Origin of the sequence: Bradyrhizobium sp. JR4.3 (genome assembly GCF_040547695.1) — a bacterium.
Classification (GTDB): Bacteria; Pseudomonadota; Alphaproteobacteria; order Rhizobiales; family Xanthobacteraceae; genus Bradyrhizobium; species Bradyrhizobium canariense.
The window spans coordinates 33,788-48,025 of record NZ_JBEPQF010000047.1 but is presented as its reverse complement, the minus strand read 5'-3'; the positions used below and the strand labels follow the sequence as shown (position 1 = coordinate 48,025).

The 14,238-nt window shown below is 65.5% G+C and carries 16 protein-coding genes; 9 read left to right on the top strand and 7 right to left on the bottom strand.

Features of this window, described 5'->3' with window-relative positions:
- Window positions 1-145: 145 nt before the first annotated feature.
- Complete coding sequence (hslV, locus tag ABIB91_RS37955) at window positions 146-706, bottom strand: ATP-dependent protease subunit HslV (RefSeq protein WP_354172020.1); 561 nt, start codon at window positions 704-706, stop codon at window positions 146-148.
- A 191-nt stretch (window positions 707-897) separates the two neighbouring features.
- On the opposite strand from hslV, the gene hisB reads away from it, so the two are divergent.
- The 7 genes from hisB (at window position 898) to coaA (ending at window position 5,825) form a co-directional block, all read left to right on the top strand.
- Window positions 898-1,491: an imidazoleglycerol-phosphate dehydratase HisB gene (hisB, locus tag ABIB91_RS37950; protein WP_007598437.1), complete on the top strand. Its 594-nt coding sequence runs from the start codon at window positions 898-900 to the stop codon at window positions 1,489-1,491.
- A gap of 65 nt (window positions 1,492-1,556) precedes the next feature.
- Entirely contained in the window at window positions 1,557-2,087 is a 531-nt protein-coding gene (locus ABIB91_RS37945) for a DUF2628 domain-containing protein (RefSeq protein WP_354172018.1), read from the top strand.
- Complete coding sequence (gene hisH, locus ABIB91_RS37940) at window positions 2,084-2,734, top strand: imidazole glycerol phosphate synthase subunit HisH (RefSeq protein ID WP_354172016.1); 651 nt, start codon at window positions 2,084-2,086, stop codon at window positions 2,732-2,734. Before ABIB91_RS37945 ends, hisH begins: the two co-directional genes overlap by 4 nt.
- Window positions 2,735-2,900: 166 nt before the next feature.
- Entirely contained in the window at window positions 2,901-3,632 is a 732-nt protein-coding gene (hisA, locus tag ABIB91_RS37935) for a 1-(5-phosphoribosyl)-5-[(5-phosphoribosylamino)methylideneamino]imidazole-4-carboxamide isomerase (RefSeq protein WP_354172014.1), read from the top strand.
- A 10-nt stretch (window positions 3,633-3,642) separates the two neighbouring features.
- The gene (hisF, locus tag ABIB91_RS37930; protein WP_007598443.1) at window positions 3,643-4,419 is read left to right on the top strand and encodes an imidazole glycerol phosphate synthase subunit HisF; all 777 of its coding nucleotides are present in this window, start codon (window positions 3,643-3,645) and stop codon (window positions 4,417-4,419) included.
- Between the two features lie 102 nt (window positions 4,420-4,521).
- Window positions 4,522-4,848, top strand: coding sequence for a phosphoribosyl-ATP diphosphatase (locus ABIB91_RS37925; protein WP_007598445.1), 327 nt, complete (start codon window positions 4,522-4,524; stop codon window positions 4,846-4,848).
- A 20-nt stretch (window positions 4,849-4,868) separates the two neighbouring features.
- Window positions 4,869-5,825 carry a type I pantothenate kinase gene (coaA, locus tag ABIB91_RS37920; RefSeq protein ID WP_007598451.1) on the top strand — a complete coding sequence of 319 codons (957 nt, stop codon included), beginning with the start codon at window positions 4,869-4,871 and terminating at the stop codon, window positions 5,823-5,825.
- Between the two features lie 112 nt (window positions 5,826-5,937).
- Here the strand turns inward: coaA and ABIB91_RS37915 are convergent, their stop codons facing one another.
- The 4 genes from ABIB91_RS37915 to ABIB91_RS37900 form a co-directional block, all read right to left on the bottom strand.
- Window positions 5,938-8,163: an ATP-binding protein gene (locus ABIB91_RS37915; protein WP_354172024.1), complete on the bottom strand. Its 2,226-nt coding sequence runs from the start codon at window positions 8,161-8,163 to the stop codon at window positions 5,938-5,940.
- Window positions 8,164-8,303: 140 nt separating this feature from the next.
- Window positions 8,304-8,771, bottom strand: a complete 468-nt coding sequence (locus ABIB91_RS37910; protein WP_354172011.1) for a hypothetical protein — start codon at window positions 8,769-8,771, stop codon at window positions 8,304-8,306.
- A gap of 119 nt (window positions 8,772-8,890) precedes the next feature.
- Window positions 8,891-9,232 (bottom strand): hypothetical protein, encoded by a 342-nt coding sequence (locus ABIB91_RS37905; protein ID WP_354172009.1) that lies wholly within the window; start codon window positions 9,230-9,232, stop codon window positions 8,891-8,893.
- A gap of 53 nt (window positions 9,233-9,285) precedes the next feature.
- On the bottom strand, window positions 9,286-10,824 hold the full coding sequence (locus ABIB91_RS37900; protein ID WP_354172007.1) for a YifB family Mg chelatase-like AAA ATPase: 1,539 nt from the start codon (window positions 10,822-10,824) through the stop codon (window positions 9,286-9,288).
- A gap of 227 nt (window positions 10,825-11,051) precedes the next feature.
- Here ABIB91_RS37900 and ABIB91_RS37895 point away from each other — a divergent pair, with 227 nt between their 5' ends.
- A complete protein-coding gene (locus ABIB91_RS37895; protein WP_007598461.1) occupies window positions 11,052-11,297 on the top strand; it encodes a PilZ domain-containing protein in 246 nt (81 codons plus the stop codon).
- An 80-nt stretch (window positions 11,298-11,377) separates the two neighbouring features.
- Window positions 11,378-12,163: a tetratricopeptide repeat protein gene (locus ABIB91_RS37890; protein WP_354172005.1), complete on the top strand. Its 786-nt coding sequence runs from the start codon at window positions 11,378-11,380 to the stop codon at window positions 12,161-12,163.
- 42 nt (window positions 12,164-12,205) lie between these two features.
- Here ABIB91_RS37890 and ABIB91_RS37885 read toward each other — a convergent pair whose 3' ends face one another.
- Together ABIB91_RS37885 and ABIB91_RS37880 are read right to left on the bottom strand one after the other, a co-directional pair.
- On the bottom strand, window positions 12,206-13,495 hold the full coding sequence (locus ABIB91_RS37885; protein WP_354172003.1) for a CpaE/TadZ family protein: 1,290 nt from the start codon (window positions 13,493-13,495) through the stop codon (window positions 12,206-12,208).
- Window positions 13,492-14,226: a CpaD family pilus assembly protein gene (locus ABIB91_RS37880; protein ID WP_007598468.1), complete on the bottom strand. Its 735-nt coding sequence runs from the start codon at window positions 14,224-14,226 to the stop codon at window positions 13,492-13,494. The genes ABIB91_RS37885 and ABIB91_RS37880 overlap by 4 nt, the downstream gene beginning before the upstream one ends.
- Window positions 14,227-14,238 lie beyond the last annotated feature (12 nt).

The following is a 14,238-nucleotide window of genomic DNA, read 5'->3' as shown; positions in this document are numbered from 1 at the left end:
GCTCGGTTGCCCCACCTGCCGATATGCCATCCCCAGATCCTCTTCAGATGTCTCTTAGAGAATCGCAGATTCGCGATTTACGCAAAGCCCTCGCAAGCGGGAGAGGTTACAGCCAGTCCGGAGGTCCGCTGTCCAGCCACAAGTCCTACCCGGCCGACAGCGCTTCGACGGTGACGTTGCGGTTGGTGTAAACGCAGATGTCGGCGGCGATGTCGAGGGAGCGGCGGACGATGGTCTCGGCGTCCTTGTCGGTGTCGAGCAGGGCGCGGGCCGCCGCCAGCGCGTAATTGCCGCCGGAGCCGATCGCCATCACGCCGGCTTCGGGCTCCAGCACGTCGCCGGTGCCTGTCAGCACCAGGGAGACGTCCTTGTCGGCCACGATCATCATGGCCTCCAGCCGCCGCAAATAACGGTCGGTGCGCCAATCCTTGGCGAGCTCGACGGCGGCCCGGGTCAATTGCCCCGGATATTGCTCGAGCTTGGCTTCCAGACGCTCGAACAGCGTGAAGGCGTCGGCCGTAGCGCCGGCAAAGCCGCCGATGACATCGCCCTTGCCGAGTTTCCGGACCTTCCTGGCGTTGGACTTGATCACGGTCTGGCCGATCGAGACCTGGCCGTCGCCGCCGACCACCACCGTGCCGCCCTTGCGGACCGTCAAAATCGTGGTGCCGTGCCAGACCGGCGAGCTGTTCTGGGAAGCCTGCATGAATGATCCTCGTTGTCCGGGCTGATTTAGGCGGTCGGGAGCGGGGGCACAACGGGCCGCTCCGGGCCCAATTTCGCTCACCATAGGCAGAAGTAGAGGCCGGGCCGGCCGTTGCCGCAGTAGCGAAGGCGTCATTTGGCTGTTAAAAGACCGGCGTTTTCGGCCCCGAACGAGGATGAAAGCCAGTTTTGATGCGCACCGCGACGATCAAGCGCAAGACCAAGGAAACCGACATCGAGGTCACCGTGAACCTCGATGGCACCGGCGTGTCCAATATCGCGACCGGCATCGGCTTTTTCGACCATATGCTCGATCTCCTCGCCCGCCATTCCCGCATCGACCTCACGGTCAAGGCGGTCGGCGATTTGCACATTGATCATCACCATACCACCGAAGACACCGGCATCGCGCTCGGCCAGGCCATCAAGCAGGCGCTCGGCAACATGGCGGGCATCACCCGCTATGCTGGCGTGCACATGCCCATGGACGAGACGCTGTCACGCGTGGTGATCGACATCTCGGGCCGCCCTTTCCTGGTGTTCAAGGCCGACTTCCCTCGCGACAAGATCGGCGAGTTCGACACCGAGCTGGTGCGCGAGTGGTTCCAGGCCTTTGCCATGAACGCCGGCGTGACTCTTCACGTCGAAACCCTATATGGCGATAACAGCCACCATATCGCCGAGTCCTGCTTCAAGGGTCTGGCACGGGCGCTGCGCACCGCCGTCGCGATCGATCCGAAGGCGGTGGGCGAAATCCCGTCCACCAAGGGCTCGCTCGGCGGCTGACGTCTTTCGGCCCGCGGCACGCGCCGTTTGCGGTATCACTGAATTCTTGGGAACGGGGCATCGCCATGTCCGTCTACACAGTTCATGCTCCCTCCCCTGCCGGAGCGGATCTGCGCGCGACCGACAAGTTCGTCTTCGTGCGCGACGGCTTCCATTTCTGGGCGATGATCTTCGGCCCGCTCTGGCTGCTGTGGAATCGGCTGTGGCTGGCGCTGATTGGCTGGCTGATCTTCGTTGCCGCGTTCAACGTCGGGCTATCCAGCCTCGGCGTCGGCCGTTCCTCGATCTTCTTCGCCGACGTCATCGTCGCGCTCCTGATGGGATTCGAGGCCTCGAGCCTGCGCCGCTGGACGCTGTCGCGCGGTAAATGGCGGCAGCTCGACGTGGTGATTTCCGACGACGAGGACACCGCCGAGCGCCGTTTCTTCGAGCGCTGGAGCCAGAAGCAGCGCGGCATCGTCAACGATCAATGGGCCGTCGATCGCGGCGGCCCGCCGCCGACCCGCAACGTGCCGGGTCAGCAATTCTCCAACCCGCCGCCGATGCCGGCAGGTGGCATCATTGGTTTGTTTCCAGAACCGGGAGGGTCAAGATGAGCGTCGCCATCATCGATTACGGTTCCGGCAATCTGCATTCGGCCGCCAAGGCGTTCGAGTGCGCCGCGCGCAGCATGGACAATCCGCAAAAGGTGTTCGTCACCAGCGATCCGGACCAGGCCTACGGCGCCGACCGTCTGGTGCTGCCGGGCGTCGGCGCCTTCGCCGATTGCCGGCGTGGGCTCGATGCCGTCAACGGCATGGTCGAGGCGATCACCGAGGCGGTGCGCGTCAAGGCGCGGCCGATGTTCGGCATCTGCGTCGGCATGCAGCTGTTCGCCACCCGCGGCAAAGAGCACGTGATCACGCAAGGCCTGAACTGGATCGGCGGCGACGTCGAGAAGATCACGCCGCGCGACGAGAGCCTCAAGATCCCGCACATGGGTTGGAATACGCTTGATGTGCTGCGCGAGCATCCGGTGCTGGACGGGCTGCCGCTCGGCCCCAAGGGCCAGCACGCCTATTTCGTGCACTCCTACCACCTCAACGCCGCCAACGAAGCGGACGTGCTTGCGCGCGCCGATTACGGCGGGCCCGTCACCGCGATCGTCGGCAAGGACACGGCGATCGGAACGCAGTTTCACCCCGAGAAGAGCCAGCGCTTTGGTCTGGCCCTGATCTCGAACTTCTTGCGATGGAAACCGTGATGGCCGCTGCTCTTGTTACCTCCCCCCTTGTGGGGGAGGTCGAATGCGAAGCATTCGGGAGGGGGGTAGCCGCAACGGTGGTGCCCGTGGCTTACCCCTCTCCCCAGCCCTCCCCCACAAGGGGGGAGGGAGCGCACCGTTCGCGCAGAAAAATCCTGGCTCAATCATGATTCTCTTTCCTGCGATCGACCTCAAGAACGGCCAATGCGTGCGCCTCGAACAGGGCGACATGGCGCGTGCGACCGTATTCAATCTCAATCCCGCCGCGCAGGCCGAGAGCTTCGTCGCGCAGGGCTTTGAGTATCTCCACGTTGTCGATCTCGACGGCGCCTTTGCCGGCAAGCCTGTGAACGCGCAGGCCGTCGAGGCGATGCTGAAGACGATCACGATTCCGGTGCAGCTCGGTGGCGGCATTCGCGATCTCGCGACTGTCGAAGCCTGGCTCGACAAGGGCATCACCCGTGTCATCATCGGCACCGCCGCGGTGCGCGACCCAGAATTGGTGAAGGCTGCTGCCAGGAAATTCCCCGGCCGCGTCGCGGTCGGGCTCGACGCACGTGACGGCAAGGTCGCGGTCGAAGGCTGGGCCGAGACCTCGCAGGTAACGGTGCTGGAGATCGCACGGCGTTTCGAGGATGCCGGCGTCGCCGCCATCATCTTCACCGACATCGCGCGCGACGGCCTGCTCAAGGGCCTGAATCTCGATGCGACCATTGCGCTGGCGGATGCGATCTCGATTCCCGTGATCGCCTCCGGCGGCCTCGCCTCGATCGAGGACGTCAAGGCGATGCTGACGCCGCGCGCGAAAAAGCTCGCCGGCGCGATCGCCGGTCGCGCGCTTTACGATGGCCGGCTCGATCCCTCAGCCGCCCTCACCCTGATCCGCGCCGCGGCCTAGGAGACATCCGATGTTCAAGGTGCGCGTGATCCCCTGCCTCGACGTCAAGGACGGCCGGGTCGTCAAGGGCGTCAACTTCGTCGACCTGCGTGATGCCGGTGACCCCGTCGAAGCGGCGATCGCCTACGACGCTGCCGGCGCCGACGAGCTCACTTTCCTCGACATCACCGCGACCCATGAGAATCGCGGCATCATGCTGGACGTGGTCCGGCGCACCGCGGAAGCCTGCTTCATGCCCGTCACCGTGGGCGGCGGCGTGCGTGAGGTCAACGACATCAAGACCCTCCTGCGCGCGGGCGCCGACAAGGTCTCGATCAACAGCGCCGCGGTGTCGCGGCGCGAGTTCGTCAAGGAAGCCGCCGAGAAATTCGGCGGGCAGTGCGTAGTGGTCGCGATCGACGCCAAGCGGGTCAAGCGCGCCGGTGGCGGGGAGCGCTGGGAGATCTTCACCCATGGCGGCCGCAACTCGACCGGCATCGACGCCATCGAATATGCCCAGGAGGTGGTCTCGCTCGGCGCCGGTGAAATCCTGCTCACCTCGATGGACCGCGACGGCACGCGGCAGGGTTTTGACATCCCGCTGACCCGGGCGATCGCCGACAGCATTCCCGTTCCCGTGATCGCTTCGGGCGGCGTCGGCAATCTCGACCACCTCGTCGACGGTATTCGCGACGGCCACGCCACCGCCGTGTTGGCCGCCTCGATCTTCCACTTCGGGGAATTCACCGTCCGCGAAGCCAAGGAGCACATGTCCCGGCGCGGGTTGCCCATGCGCCTCGATGCCTGACGACTCCCGTTCCTAAAAATGCTACATGATTGGCGGGGATCGGCTTATCCCGCCAGATAACCGGCCAATCATCGGCCAAGGCGCGTTTTCCGAGTATTTTGTATGCCGCGTTTCACGATCCACGATCTGGCCGAGACCATCGACGCCCGCGCGGCAGCGGGTGGCGAGGCGTCCTATACCCGCAAGCTCCTCGACAAGGGCGCCGAACATTGCGCCAAGAAGTTCGGTGAGGAAGCAGTCGAAACCGTAATCGCAGCAGTCGAAAACGATCGCGCGCATCTGATCGCCGAAGGCGCCGACCTGCTCTATCATTTCCTTGTGCTGCTCAAGGCCCGCGGCGTAAAGCTGGAAGAGGTCGAGGCCGCATTGGACAAGCGGACCAATATGTCAGGGTTGGAAGAAAAGGCGTCGCGCAAGGGCGGCAGCTAGCCGAGGTGGAGAGTCGCGTCATGGATATCCGCGCACCCGAGCAGCAGTATAATCCTTACCGCGTCTATACGCGTGAGGAGTGGTCGCGACTGCGCGACGACACGCCGATGACGCTGGAGCCGGGCGAGTTCGACCGGCTGCGCTCGCTGCACGACCGCCTCGACTTGCAGGAGGTCGAGGACATCTACCTGCCGCTGTCGCGCCTGCTGTCGATCTATGTCGATGCGATGCAGCGGCTTTATTACGCGGAGCGCCAGTTCCTCAACATCCGCGACCGCAAGATGCCCTACATCATCGGCGTCGCCGGTTCGGTCGCGGTTGGAAAATCCACCACGGCCCGCGTGCTTCAGGCGCTGCTGGCGCGCTGGTCGCCGCGTCCAAAAGTCGAGCTGATCACCACCGACGGATTTCTGTATCCCAACGCCGTGCTGGAGCGGCAGGGCATCATGCAGAAGAAGGGTTTTCCGGAAAGCTACGACCTGCCGCTGCTGCTCAGCTTCCTCTCCGACATCAAGGCCGGCCGCCGCCATGTGCGCGCGCCGGTCTATTCGCATTTGACCTACGACATCGTGCCGAACCAATGGGCCGAGATCGACCAGCCCGACATCCTGATCGTCGAGGGCGTCAACGTGCTGCAGACCGGCAAGCTGCCGCGCGACGGCAAGGCCGTGCCCGTGGTGTCCGACTTCTTCGATTTCTCGGTCTATATCGACGCCGACGAGGCCGCGCTGCGGCAGTGGTACATCAGGCGCTTCCTGTCGCTGCGCGACACCGCGTTCACCAATCCAAAATCGTACTTCAACCGCTACGCGCTGTTGTCGGACGAGGAAGCCACCGCCACCGCGATCGCGATCTGGGAACGCACCAACCTCGCCAATCTCGAGGACAATATCCTTCCGACCCGCCCCCGCGCGACCCTGATTCTGAAGAAGGGCGCCGACCACACGGTGGCGAGCGTGGCGCTGCGCAGGCTGTAGGCCTCCCACTCGTCATTGCGAGCGAAGCGAAGCAATCCAGAAATCTTTCCGCGGAGACAGTCTGGATTGCTTCGTCGCAAGGGCTCCTCGCAATGACGGCGGAGGGATTCCCCTAGACCGTCAGCTGCCGCGCCGCCGCCAGTCCGGCCAGCGCCTCTTCCAGCTTCTCGCGATCGAGCGGCTTGATCAGAAACCCGTTCATGCCCGCTTCAAAGCAGGCGTAGCGATCTTCCACCAGCGTATTGGCGGTGAGCGCGAGGATCGGCGTGTGGTGGCCGCCTTTGGCCGCCTCATGCGCACGGATGCGTTTTGTCGTTTCGATGCCGTCGAGCTGCGGCATCTGGATGTCCATCAGCACGAGATCATAGGGCGTGCCGGCCGAGGACGCGCCGAGCCAGGATTCCAGCGCGGCCTCGCCATTGATCGCGATGATGACGCGGTGACCGAGTTTCGTTAGCAGCGAGCGCATCAACAGCGCATTGATCTCGTTGTCCTCGGCGACGAGAACCGAGAGGCCTTTCGCCGGTACCGCGCCGGTGGATGGGGCCGATGGCTCCGGCGCGAGATCGGGCGAGGCGACCTCCGGGGCCAGCGCGAGGCGTGCGGCGAGTGAGGCCGCGCGCAGCGGCTTCACCAGGAAGCCGGTGAAGGCCGGCGAGAGTTTCTCGTGGCGCGAGCCGGACGTCAGCAGCACGAGGCGTTGCGTTGCATGGCTGCGTGCGGCTTCGCCGAGGCGGTCGGCGATGGCAGCGCCGAACGCGCGATCGATCAGCACCGAATGCCATGAGCGTTCCGGCAGCAGCGCTTCCGCCACCGCGGCGTCCGTCACCATGCAGGTCTGGCCGCCCCAGCGCTCCAGCCGCCGCGCGATCAGTGACGCCTCGATGCCGTCGGCAATCAGCAGGATCGACTTGCCTGTGAGGTCGGGACTCGGGAACGCCGTCTGCTCCGCGCCGGCGGAGGATGATGCCAGCGGGACTGAGACCTCGAAGGTCGAACCCTTGCCCGGCTCGCTCGCGAGTGTGATGCGGCCGCCCATGCGCTTGACGATGCGCTCGCTGATGGCGAGACCGAGGCCGGTGCCGCCATAGGTGCGGGCGACGCGTTCGTCGGCCTGCTCGAATTCGCGGAAGATGCGCTGTTGCGCGTCGGCTGCGATGCCGATCCCGGTGTCGCGCACCAGAAAGCTGATTTCGTTCGGCCAGATGCCGGGCTCGACGATCAGCGCGACGCCGCCGCTCGCCGTGAACTTGATGGCGTTGCCGGCGAGGTTGAGCAGCACCTGGCGCAGCCGCGCGGCGTCGCCGACCACTTCGAGCGGCAGCCGCTCGTCGACATAGGCGGCGATCTCGAGCTGTTTCGCCTGCGCGCGCGGCGCGAGCAGCTCGGTGATGTCCTCGATCAGGGCCGAGAGCGCGAAAGGACGCTGCTCGAGATCGAGCTTGCCGGCTTCAATCTTGGAATAGTCGAGCAACTCCTCGATCAGCGCCATCAGCGCTTCGCCCGAGGTCTTCACGGCCCTGGCGTAGGTCGACTGCTCCGGCGTCAGCGTGGTGTCGAGCAGCAGCCCGCCCATACCGATGATGCCGTTGAGCGGCGTGCGGATCTCGTGCGACGCCATCGCCAGGAAGCGCGATTTGGCCCGGTTGGCGGCGTCGGCCTGATCGCGGGCCTCGGACAGCGCACGCTCGGTCTCGGTGCGGTCGGTGACGTCGCGTCCGACGCTTTGCAATTCGGCGGCCTGGCCGGCGTCGAGGCGGACATAGCCTTCGCGCCAGGCGATCCAGCGCGCGCCGAGCGGGGTTGCGATCTTCTGGTCGTGAATCCGCGTTCCGTTGCTCTCGCGGGCGCTGTCGCCCTGCTCCAGTACGTCGAAATCAAAGCACGTGCCGACCAGCGCGCCGCGCGCCTGTCCGGCAAGCGCGCAATAGGCGTCGTTGGCGAAGGTGATGCGGCCGCTTGTGTCGCGCAGCACGATCAGATCGCCCTGCTGTTCGAACAGGCTGCGAGCGCGCTCCTCGGCCTCCTTCAGCTCCCAATTGCGGTCGATCAGCGTTTCGTTGTGGGCAGCCAGCGCACGCATCCGCTTGTTGACGAAGCGCAGGCGCATGCTCAGCGTGGCGAGGCCGAGGCAGGCGAGCGCGAACAGGAAGCTGACGCCGATCGCAAACGCATTGGGATCGTAGCCGGACGTCTCGGACCGGCTGCCGGAGACAAACCCATAGGCGCCGCCGAAGGTCGCCGAGAAGATCATGAAGGAGCGGATCGCGAAGGCGATTCGTGGGTACTGTCGCCTGAAGCGACGCATGCGCACCTTGATCCGGAACGTCCGATCCATCGCCACCGACCCGACTCTTTTCGTAAAAACCTGTGCTCGCTGTAAACGACGATGTGCCGCCGACCTTGCGAACAGTTTGAGGCCCTGCGACCGCCTCCAAACAGGGTTGACGAGACGTTAACGGCGCAAAGCGAGGCGGTTCAAAGCGAGGCCGCCTGGAGATGGCGGTGGCCGTCGCGGGCGCCGACGATCAGCGCCGCCGCCTCGCGCTGCGAGAAGGTTTTCGAGCGCACATAGACCCGGTAATCCGCCGGCCCCTCGGTGGAGAGATAGACCACCTGACCGCCGTCGACGGGCTGCGCGGCAATCGAGATCAGGCGAGTCGAAGGGTTGGCCTGGCAGGACTCCGATTCCGAACCGGGGCCATCGTCGACAACGGCGAAGTCGGCAGCGTCCGCATCCTCGGTGATCTGAACCCGCACCGTGGCGCGCGCGGGATCATCGGTGAAGGCGACATGCACGCCGGCGGTCCAGAACAGCGACGTCAGCTCGACCGAGGTGTCGCCGAGGGCGATGCAGGGATGCGAGACCGATCCGATCTCGCTCCGCGCGAACACCGCGGCCGCCAACAGGGGAACGACCGAGGCCAGGATCTTGAAACGCAACATGACACGCTACTCGCCAGGCCCTGTACGGGGAACTGATGGGCCTTATGGTTTGCAGAGCGTAAAGGAAACTCGTTACCGCCGGGTTGATGCCGGTATCGGGGGATGAGAATCTCAGTCGGTTAAGCGCTTCTGTTCGTTTTTCGCTCGACTTCAGTGAGAACCAAATAGCTGTTCTTGCCGAAGCTGATCGCCCACAGCGCTGCCCAGGCGCCCCACCTGTTCCTGACCTCGATCTCGACGGTTTGGCCGGGAGTGGTGCGAACGATGAGCGGCTGGCTCCTGCCCCAATCGATGGTCGCCTCGATCGTGCAGGCACCGGCCGGCAGCGTGATCTCCAACGCGCCGTTGCGCGCAAGCTTCCCAACGCTGGTCCCGTTGACCCACAACTCGTACGACCTCAGCCGATCGGCATATTGGGACGGGCGGACAAATCTGATGGTGCAGGCATTGACGTCGGTCATGGTTCAATCTCGGGCATGGTGATGTTGTCGAGAACGCTGCGGCGGCGCATCGCTCAGGCCAACTGGCGCACATCCTCCGCGAGTGCGCGGTAGGACAAAGCCTCGGCGAGATGCAGCCGGCCGATCCTGTCGGCGCCGTCGAGATCGGCCAGCGTGCGCGCCACCCGCAGCACGCGGTGATAGCCGCGCGCCGACAGCCGCATGGTCTCGGCGGCGTCGCGCAGCAGCTTCTGGCCTTGCGCATCCGGCTTAGCGATCTCCTCCAGCACCGAGGCCGGCGCTTCGGCATTGGTGCGGACCTTCGGCAGGCCGGCGTCCGCGTAGCGTGCGAGCTGGATGTCGCGCGCGGCGGCCACGCGCGCGGCGACTTCGGCCGAGCCCTCCGCCGGCGGCGGCAGGATCAAATCGGCCGCGGTCACCGCGGGAACCTCGATGCGCAAATCGATGCGGTCCATCAGTGGTCCCGAGATGCAAGCCTGGTAGTCGCCGGTGCAGCGATCGATGCGGCCGCGCTTGCAGGCATAGCCGGGCTCGAACGCATTGCCGCAGCGGCACGGATTCATCGCCGCGACCAGCATGAAGCGTGCGGGATAGGTGACGCGGTGATTGGCGCGGGACACCGAGACCTCGCCGTTCTCCAGCGGTTGGCGCAGCGAATCCAGCACGCGCGGATCGAATTCGGGGAGCTCGTCGAGGAACAGCACGCCCTGATGCGCGAGCGAGATCTCGCCTGGCCGTGCGCGCATGCCGCCGCCAGTGAGCGCGGCCATGCTGGCGGAATGATGCGGCGATCGAAACGGCCGCCGCGCCGTCAGTGCGCCGCCCTCGATCTCGCCGGCGACAGAGGCGATCATCGAGACTTCGAGCAACTCGCCCGGTGACAGCGGCGGCAGGATCGAGGGCAGGCGTGCCGCCAGCATCGATTTGCCGGCGCCGGGCGCGCCGATCATGAGCAGGTGATGACCGCCGGCGGCCGCGATCTCCAGCGCCCGCTTGGCGCTCTCCTGGCCCTTGATGTCGCGCAGGTCGAGCGGCGAGGCGGCGGCTTCGTGCACCTTCGGCACCGGCCGCGACAGCACCTGCGTGCCCTTGAAATGGTTGGCGATCTGGATCAGCGAACTTGCGGCGATGATCTGGATGTCCGGGCTCGCCCATGCCGCTTCCGAGCCGCAAGCCGCCGGACAGATCAGCCCCTCCTCGCGCACATTGGCGCCGATCGCGGCGGGAAGAACGCCGGCCACCGGCGCGATCGATCCGTCGAGACCAAGCTCGCCCAGAACGGTGAAGCCGCTCAGCGCATCCGGTGGGATCGCGCCGATCGCCCCCATCAGCCCGAGCGCGATCGGCAGGTCATAATGGCTGCCCTCCTTGGGCAGATCGGCGGGCGCGAGATTGACGGTGATCCGCCGCGCCGGCAGCGCCAGCCCAGAGGCGATCAGCGCCGAGCGGACCCGCTCGCGCGCCTCCGACACCGCCTTGTCCGGGAGACCGACGATCGCGAAGGCCGGCAGACCGGGCGCGACCTGCACCTGCACGTCGACCGCACGGGCCTCGATCCCCTCAAAGGCGACGGTAGAAACCCGCTGAACCATGCCCGAACCAGCCTGCCCTTTTGCACAATTAGGGGTAGCAGAGCGGGCCAGTTCTTGCAAGAACAATACGGGAACGGGTCGAGAGGGCCGGAAGGTCCTAACCGATCGTAAACACGTCGAAGACACTACGCCTCGAATGCAAGCTGCTCTGCTCAGCACATTCCAACGAATGTCCGCTACTCCTAGGGCTGCGGGATGGGCCGTGGTCTAACGGGTGAACAATTCAGATGCTTGCAAATCGCCGGAGAAGCGAACGACGGATGTGCACGCGGCTCGCCAAAATTCATTTTGGCGCGGGTTCGCTGCCGCGGGACTGCACGATCACGGATATTTCGGACGGCGGCGTGAAAGTGGTGGCGGAATTTCTGGAAGTGCCGCCGCAATTCACCATCATCTTCGCGCCCGACTATTCCCGCCAGTGCCGCCTGCGCTGGCGCATCGGCTGCGAGTTCGGCGCTGAATTCACCGACTGAGCTTTCGGAAGCGCCCCGCCTTAACGGGACTTTAGCGTTAATCGGTAAGCATCTCTGATCAGTCGCCGAGTGATCAGAGTATGTCCAAGCGTTTGTCCGTCGCCTCTCCTCCGGCGAGATATCTGTTTTCCGCGCTTCTGATCCTGGCCCTGGGCGGCTGTCAGACCACCGGCATCGAGGACATCACCGGCGCGCTCGGCGGAAAGTCGGACTCGGCTGTCAGGGCCGAGGCCAAGCCAGACGTGAGGCCGGACATGGACGCGCTGCGCGAGCGCTATCGTGCCAAGCCTGGCGATCCCAACGTCGCGCTCGAATATGGCAAGGCGTTGCGCCAGACCGGCCAGCGCGCGCAGGCGCTCGCGGTGCTGGAGCAGGCCGTGCTCGCCCATTCCAGCAACAAGGCGCTGCTCGCCGGCTATGGCCGCGCGCTCGCCGACAGCGGCAGTTTCCAGCAGGCGTTCGACGTCCTCGGTCGCGCGCATTCGCCCGAGGATCCCGACTGGCATATCCTGTCGGCGCAGGGCGCCGCGCTCGATCAGCTCGGTCGCAACGAGGAGGCGCAGCAATACTACGCCGCCGCACTGAAAATCGTGCCGGACGAACCGTCGGTGCTGTCCAATCTCGGACTGTCCTACATGCTGCAGAACAATCTGCCGCGGGCAGAGGAAACGATGCGCCGCGCGCACGAGCGCAATCCCGCCGATTCCCGCGTGCGCGCCAATCTCGCGCTCGTGCTGGGACTGGAAGGAAAGCAGGCCGAGGCCGAAACCATCGTGAAGGCGGACCTGCCGCCGGATCAAGCGGCGGCAAAGGTCACGGCGCTGCGGCAGTTGCTGGTGAAGAAGCAGCAGCGGGCGGAGAAGTAACCCGCCCGCGCGCGTCAGGAAGCCTTGCTTAGGAAGCCTTGCTCAGGACGCCTTGCGATGCGGGGCTGACGCGCGCCCCGACCTGCCCTTCAGCTTCTTCAACAGCGGCCCGAGCAGCGAGCGCTTCGGCTTCTTCACCTCGCCCCGCCCGGCGAGGCGGTTCGCCACGTTCTGGAACAGCTCGGTGGTGCGGTGGCTCTTGGAGACCTCCGCGATCATCTGGCCATTGTTGGCCGCGGTCGAGAACAGCTTTGAATCGAACGGGATCACCGCGATCGGCTGGCTCTCCATGGTCTTGGCGAATGCCTTGACCTCGATCTCCGCCCGCTTGGGCATGCCGACCTGGTTGATGCAGTAGAGCGGTGGCCGGTCGTTCGGCCGCGCCGCCTTCAACACGTTCAGCATGTTCTTGGTGTTGCGCAGGTTCGCAAGATCGGGCTCGGCCACGATCACGATGTCGTCCGCGTTGACCAGCGCACGCCGCGTCCAGCCCGACCATTGGTGGGGAACGTCGAGCACGATGCAGGGCGTCGTCATGCGCAGCGTGTCGAACACCGCATCGAAGGCCTCCGCGCCGAAATCGTAGACGCGGTCAAGCGTGGCAGGCGCAGCAAGCAGGCTAAGACGCTCGGTGCATTTGGAGAGCAGGCGCTCCATCAGGGCCGTGTCCGGCCGATCCTGCGACAGCACGGCATTGGCGATGCCCTGTACCGGGTCCTGGTTGTAGTCGAGACCTGCAGTGCCGAAGGCGAGGTCGAGATCGATCACGACGGAATCGAGCGCGAGGTCGCGGGCGATGGTCCAGGCCACATTGTGCGCGACGGTAGAGGCACCGACACCGCCCTTGGCGCCGACCACCGCGATGACGCGGCCGGTGATAATGGTTTCGGACGCCGAGAACAGGCTGCAGATCGAGCGGACGACGTCGAGCGTTTCGACCGGTCCCACCACATAGTCGTTGACGCCGCGGCGGACCAGCTCGCGATAGGGCGCGGTGTCGCTGGGATTGCCGATCACCACCACACGAGTGCCGGGATCGCAGACGCCGGCGAGGTCGTCGAGGCCCTCGAGAATGTCGCGCGTGCCGTCGGATTCGATCACGATGACGTTCGGCGTCGGCATCGTTTCATAGACTTCGATGGCCGCCGCGAGGCCGCCGTCCTTGGCGGTGAGATGCGCCTTGGCGAGACGGCGATCCTGCCCGGCCGCGGTCACCGCGGCGAGCGTCTGCTCGGTCTCGCAAAAGGCTTGCACGGAGATGCGAGGAACCGGCGCAATGTGTTCCTCGGGGTGCTGCGGATCGTCCGCTTCTTCGTCGTGGACGCGTGTCATCTGCCTGTATCGCTGAGTTTGGCCTTGTCGGCGTCTGAATTGGTGGTCGCGATCGGCATGCCCTTGCGATAGCGCTCGAAGGCGATGTCACGCCGTGCGTTATAGGCTGGCGTCTCGGACCGCGGCTGCTCGAGGTCGGCTGGATTGTCGATCATTGCCGCGAGGTTGCGCTGGCTGGCGCAGCCCAGATTGAAATAAGGCTGGTTCTCGTTGTAGCCGGGGTCGAGGATGGAGGGGCCGATATCTTCCGGCCACAGCCCGCAGGGGCCGGCGACTGCGGCGATCCGGGAATAGCTCAGGCGGATGGTGGGCAGTAGTCCGGGATCCTCCGGCCGATAGGGATGCTGGACGATGGCACGCGAGGGCACGCCGACGGATGCGAGCACGGAACGGATCTCGTGATAGGTCGCTGCCGCCGCCCGCGAATTCGCGGCGTTGGCGGGGACGTCGACGACGACCGAGCCGGTGCCTTCGCGCACCCAGTCCCGGGCAATGCCGGCGACGTCCGCGTGCTGCGCGGCCGAGAGGCCGCCGCGAGCCTTGCCGACGAAGATGACGATCGACTTCTTGGCTTCCTCGACCGCGATCGGGTGACGCTGGCGATAGTCGGTCGGCACCGTCTGAGTGACGATCTCGCCGGTGGTGTTGCAGGCGCCCAACATGACGGAGAGCCCCGTCAGCGCCAGCGCGACGCTCAACCTGCGACGTCGATCGGCCATGGTCTTCGTCATCGCTTCATCCCC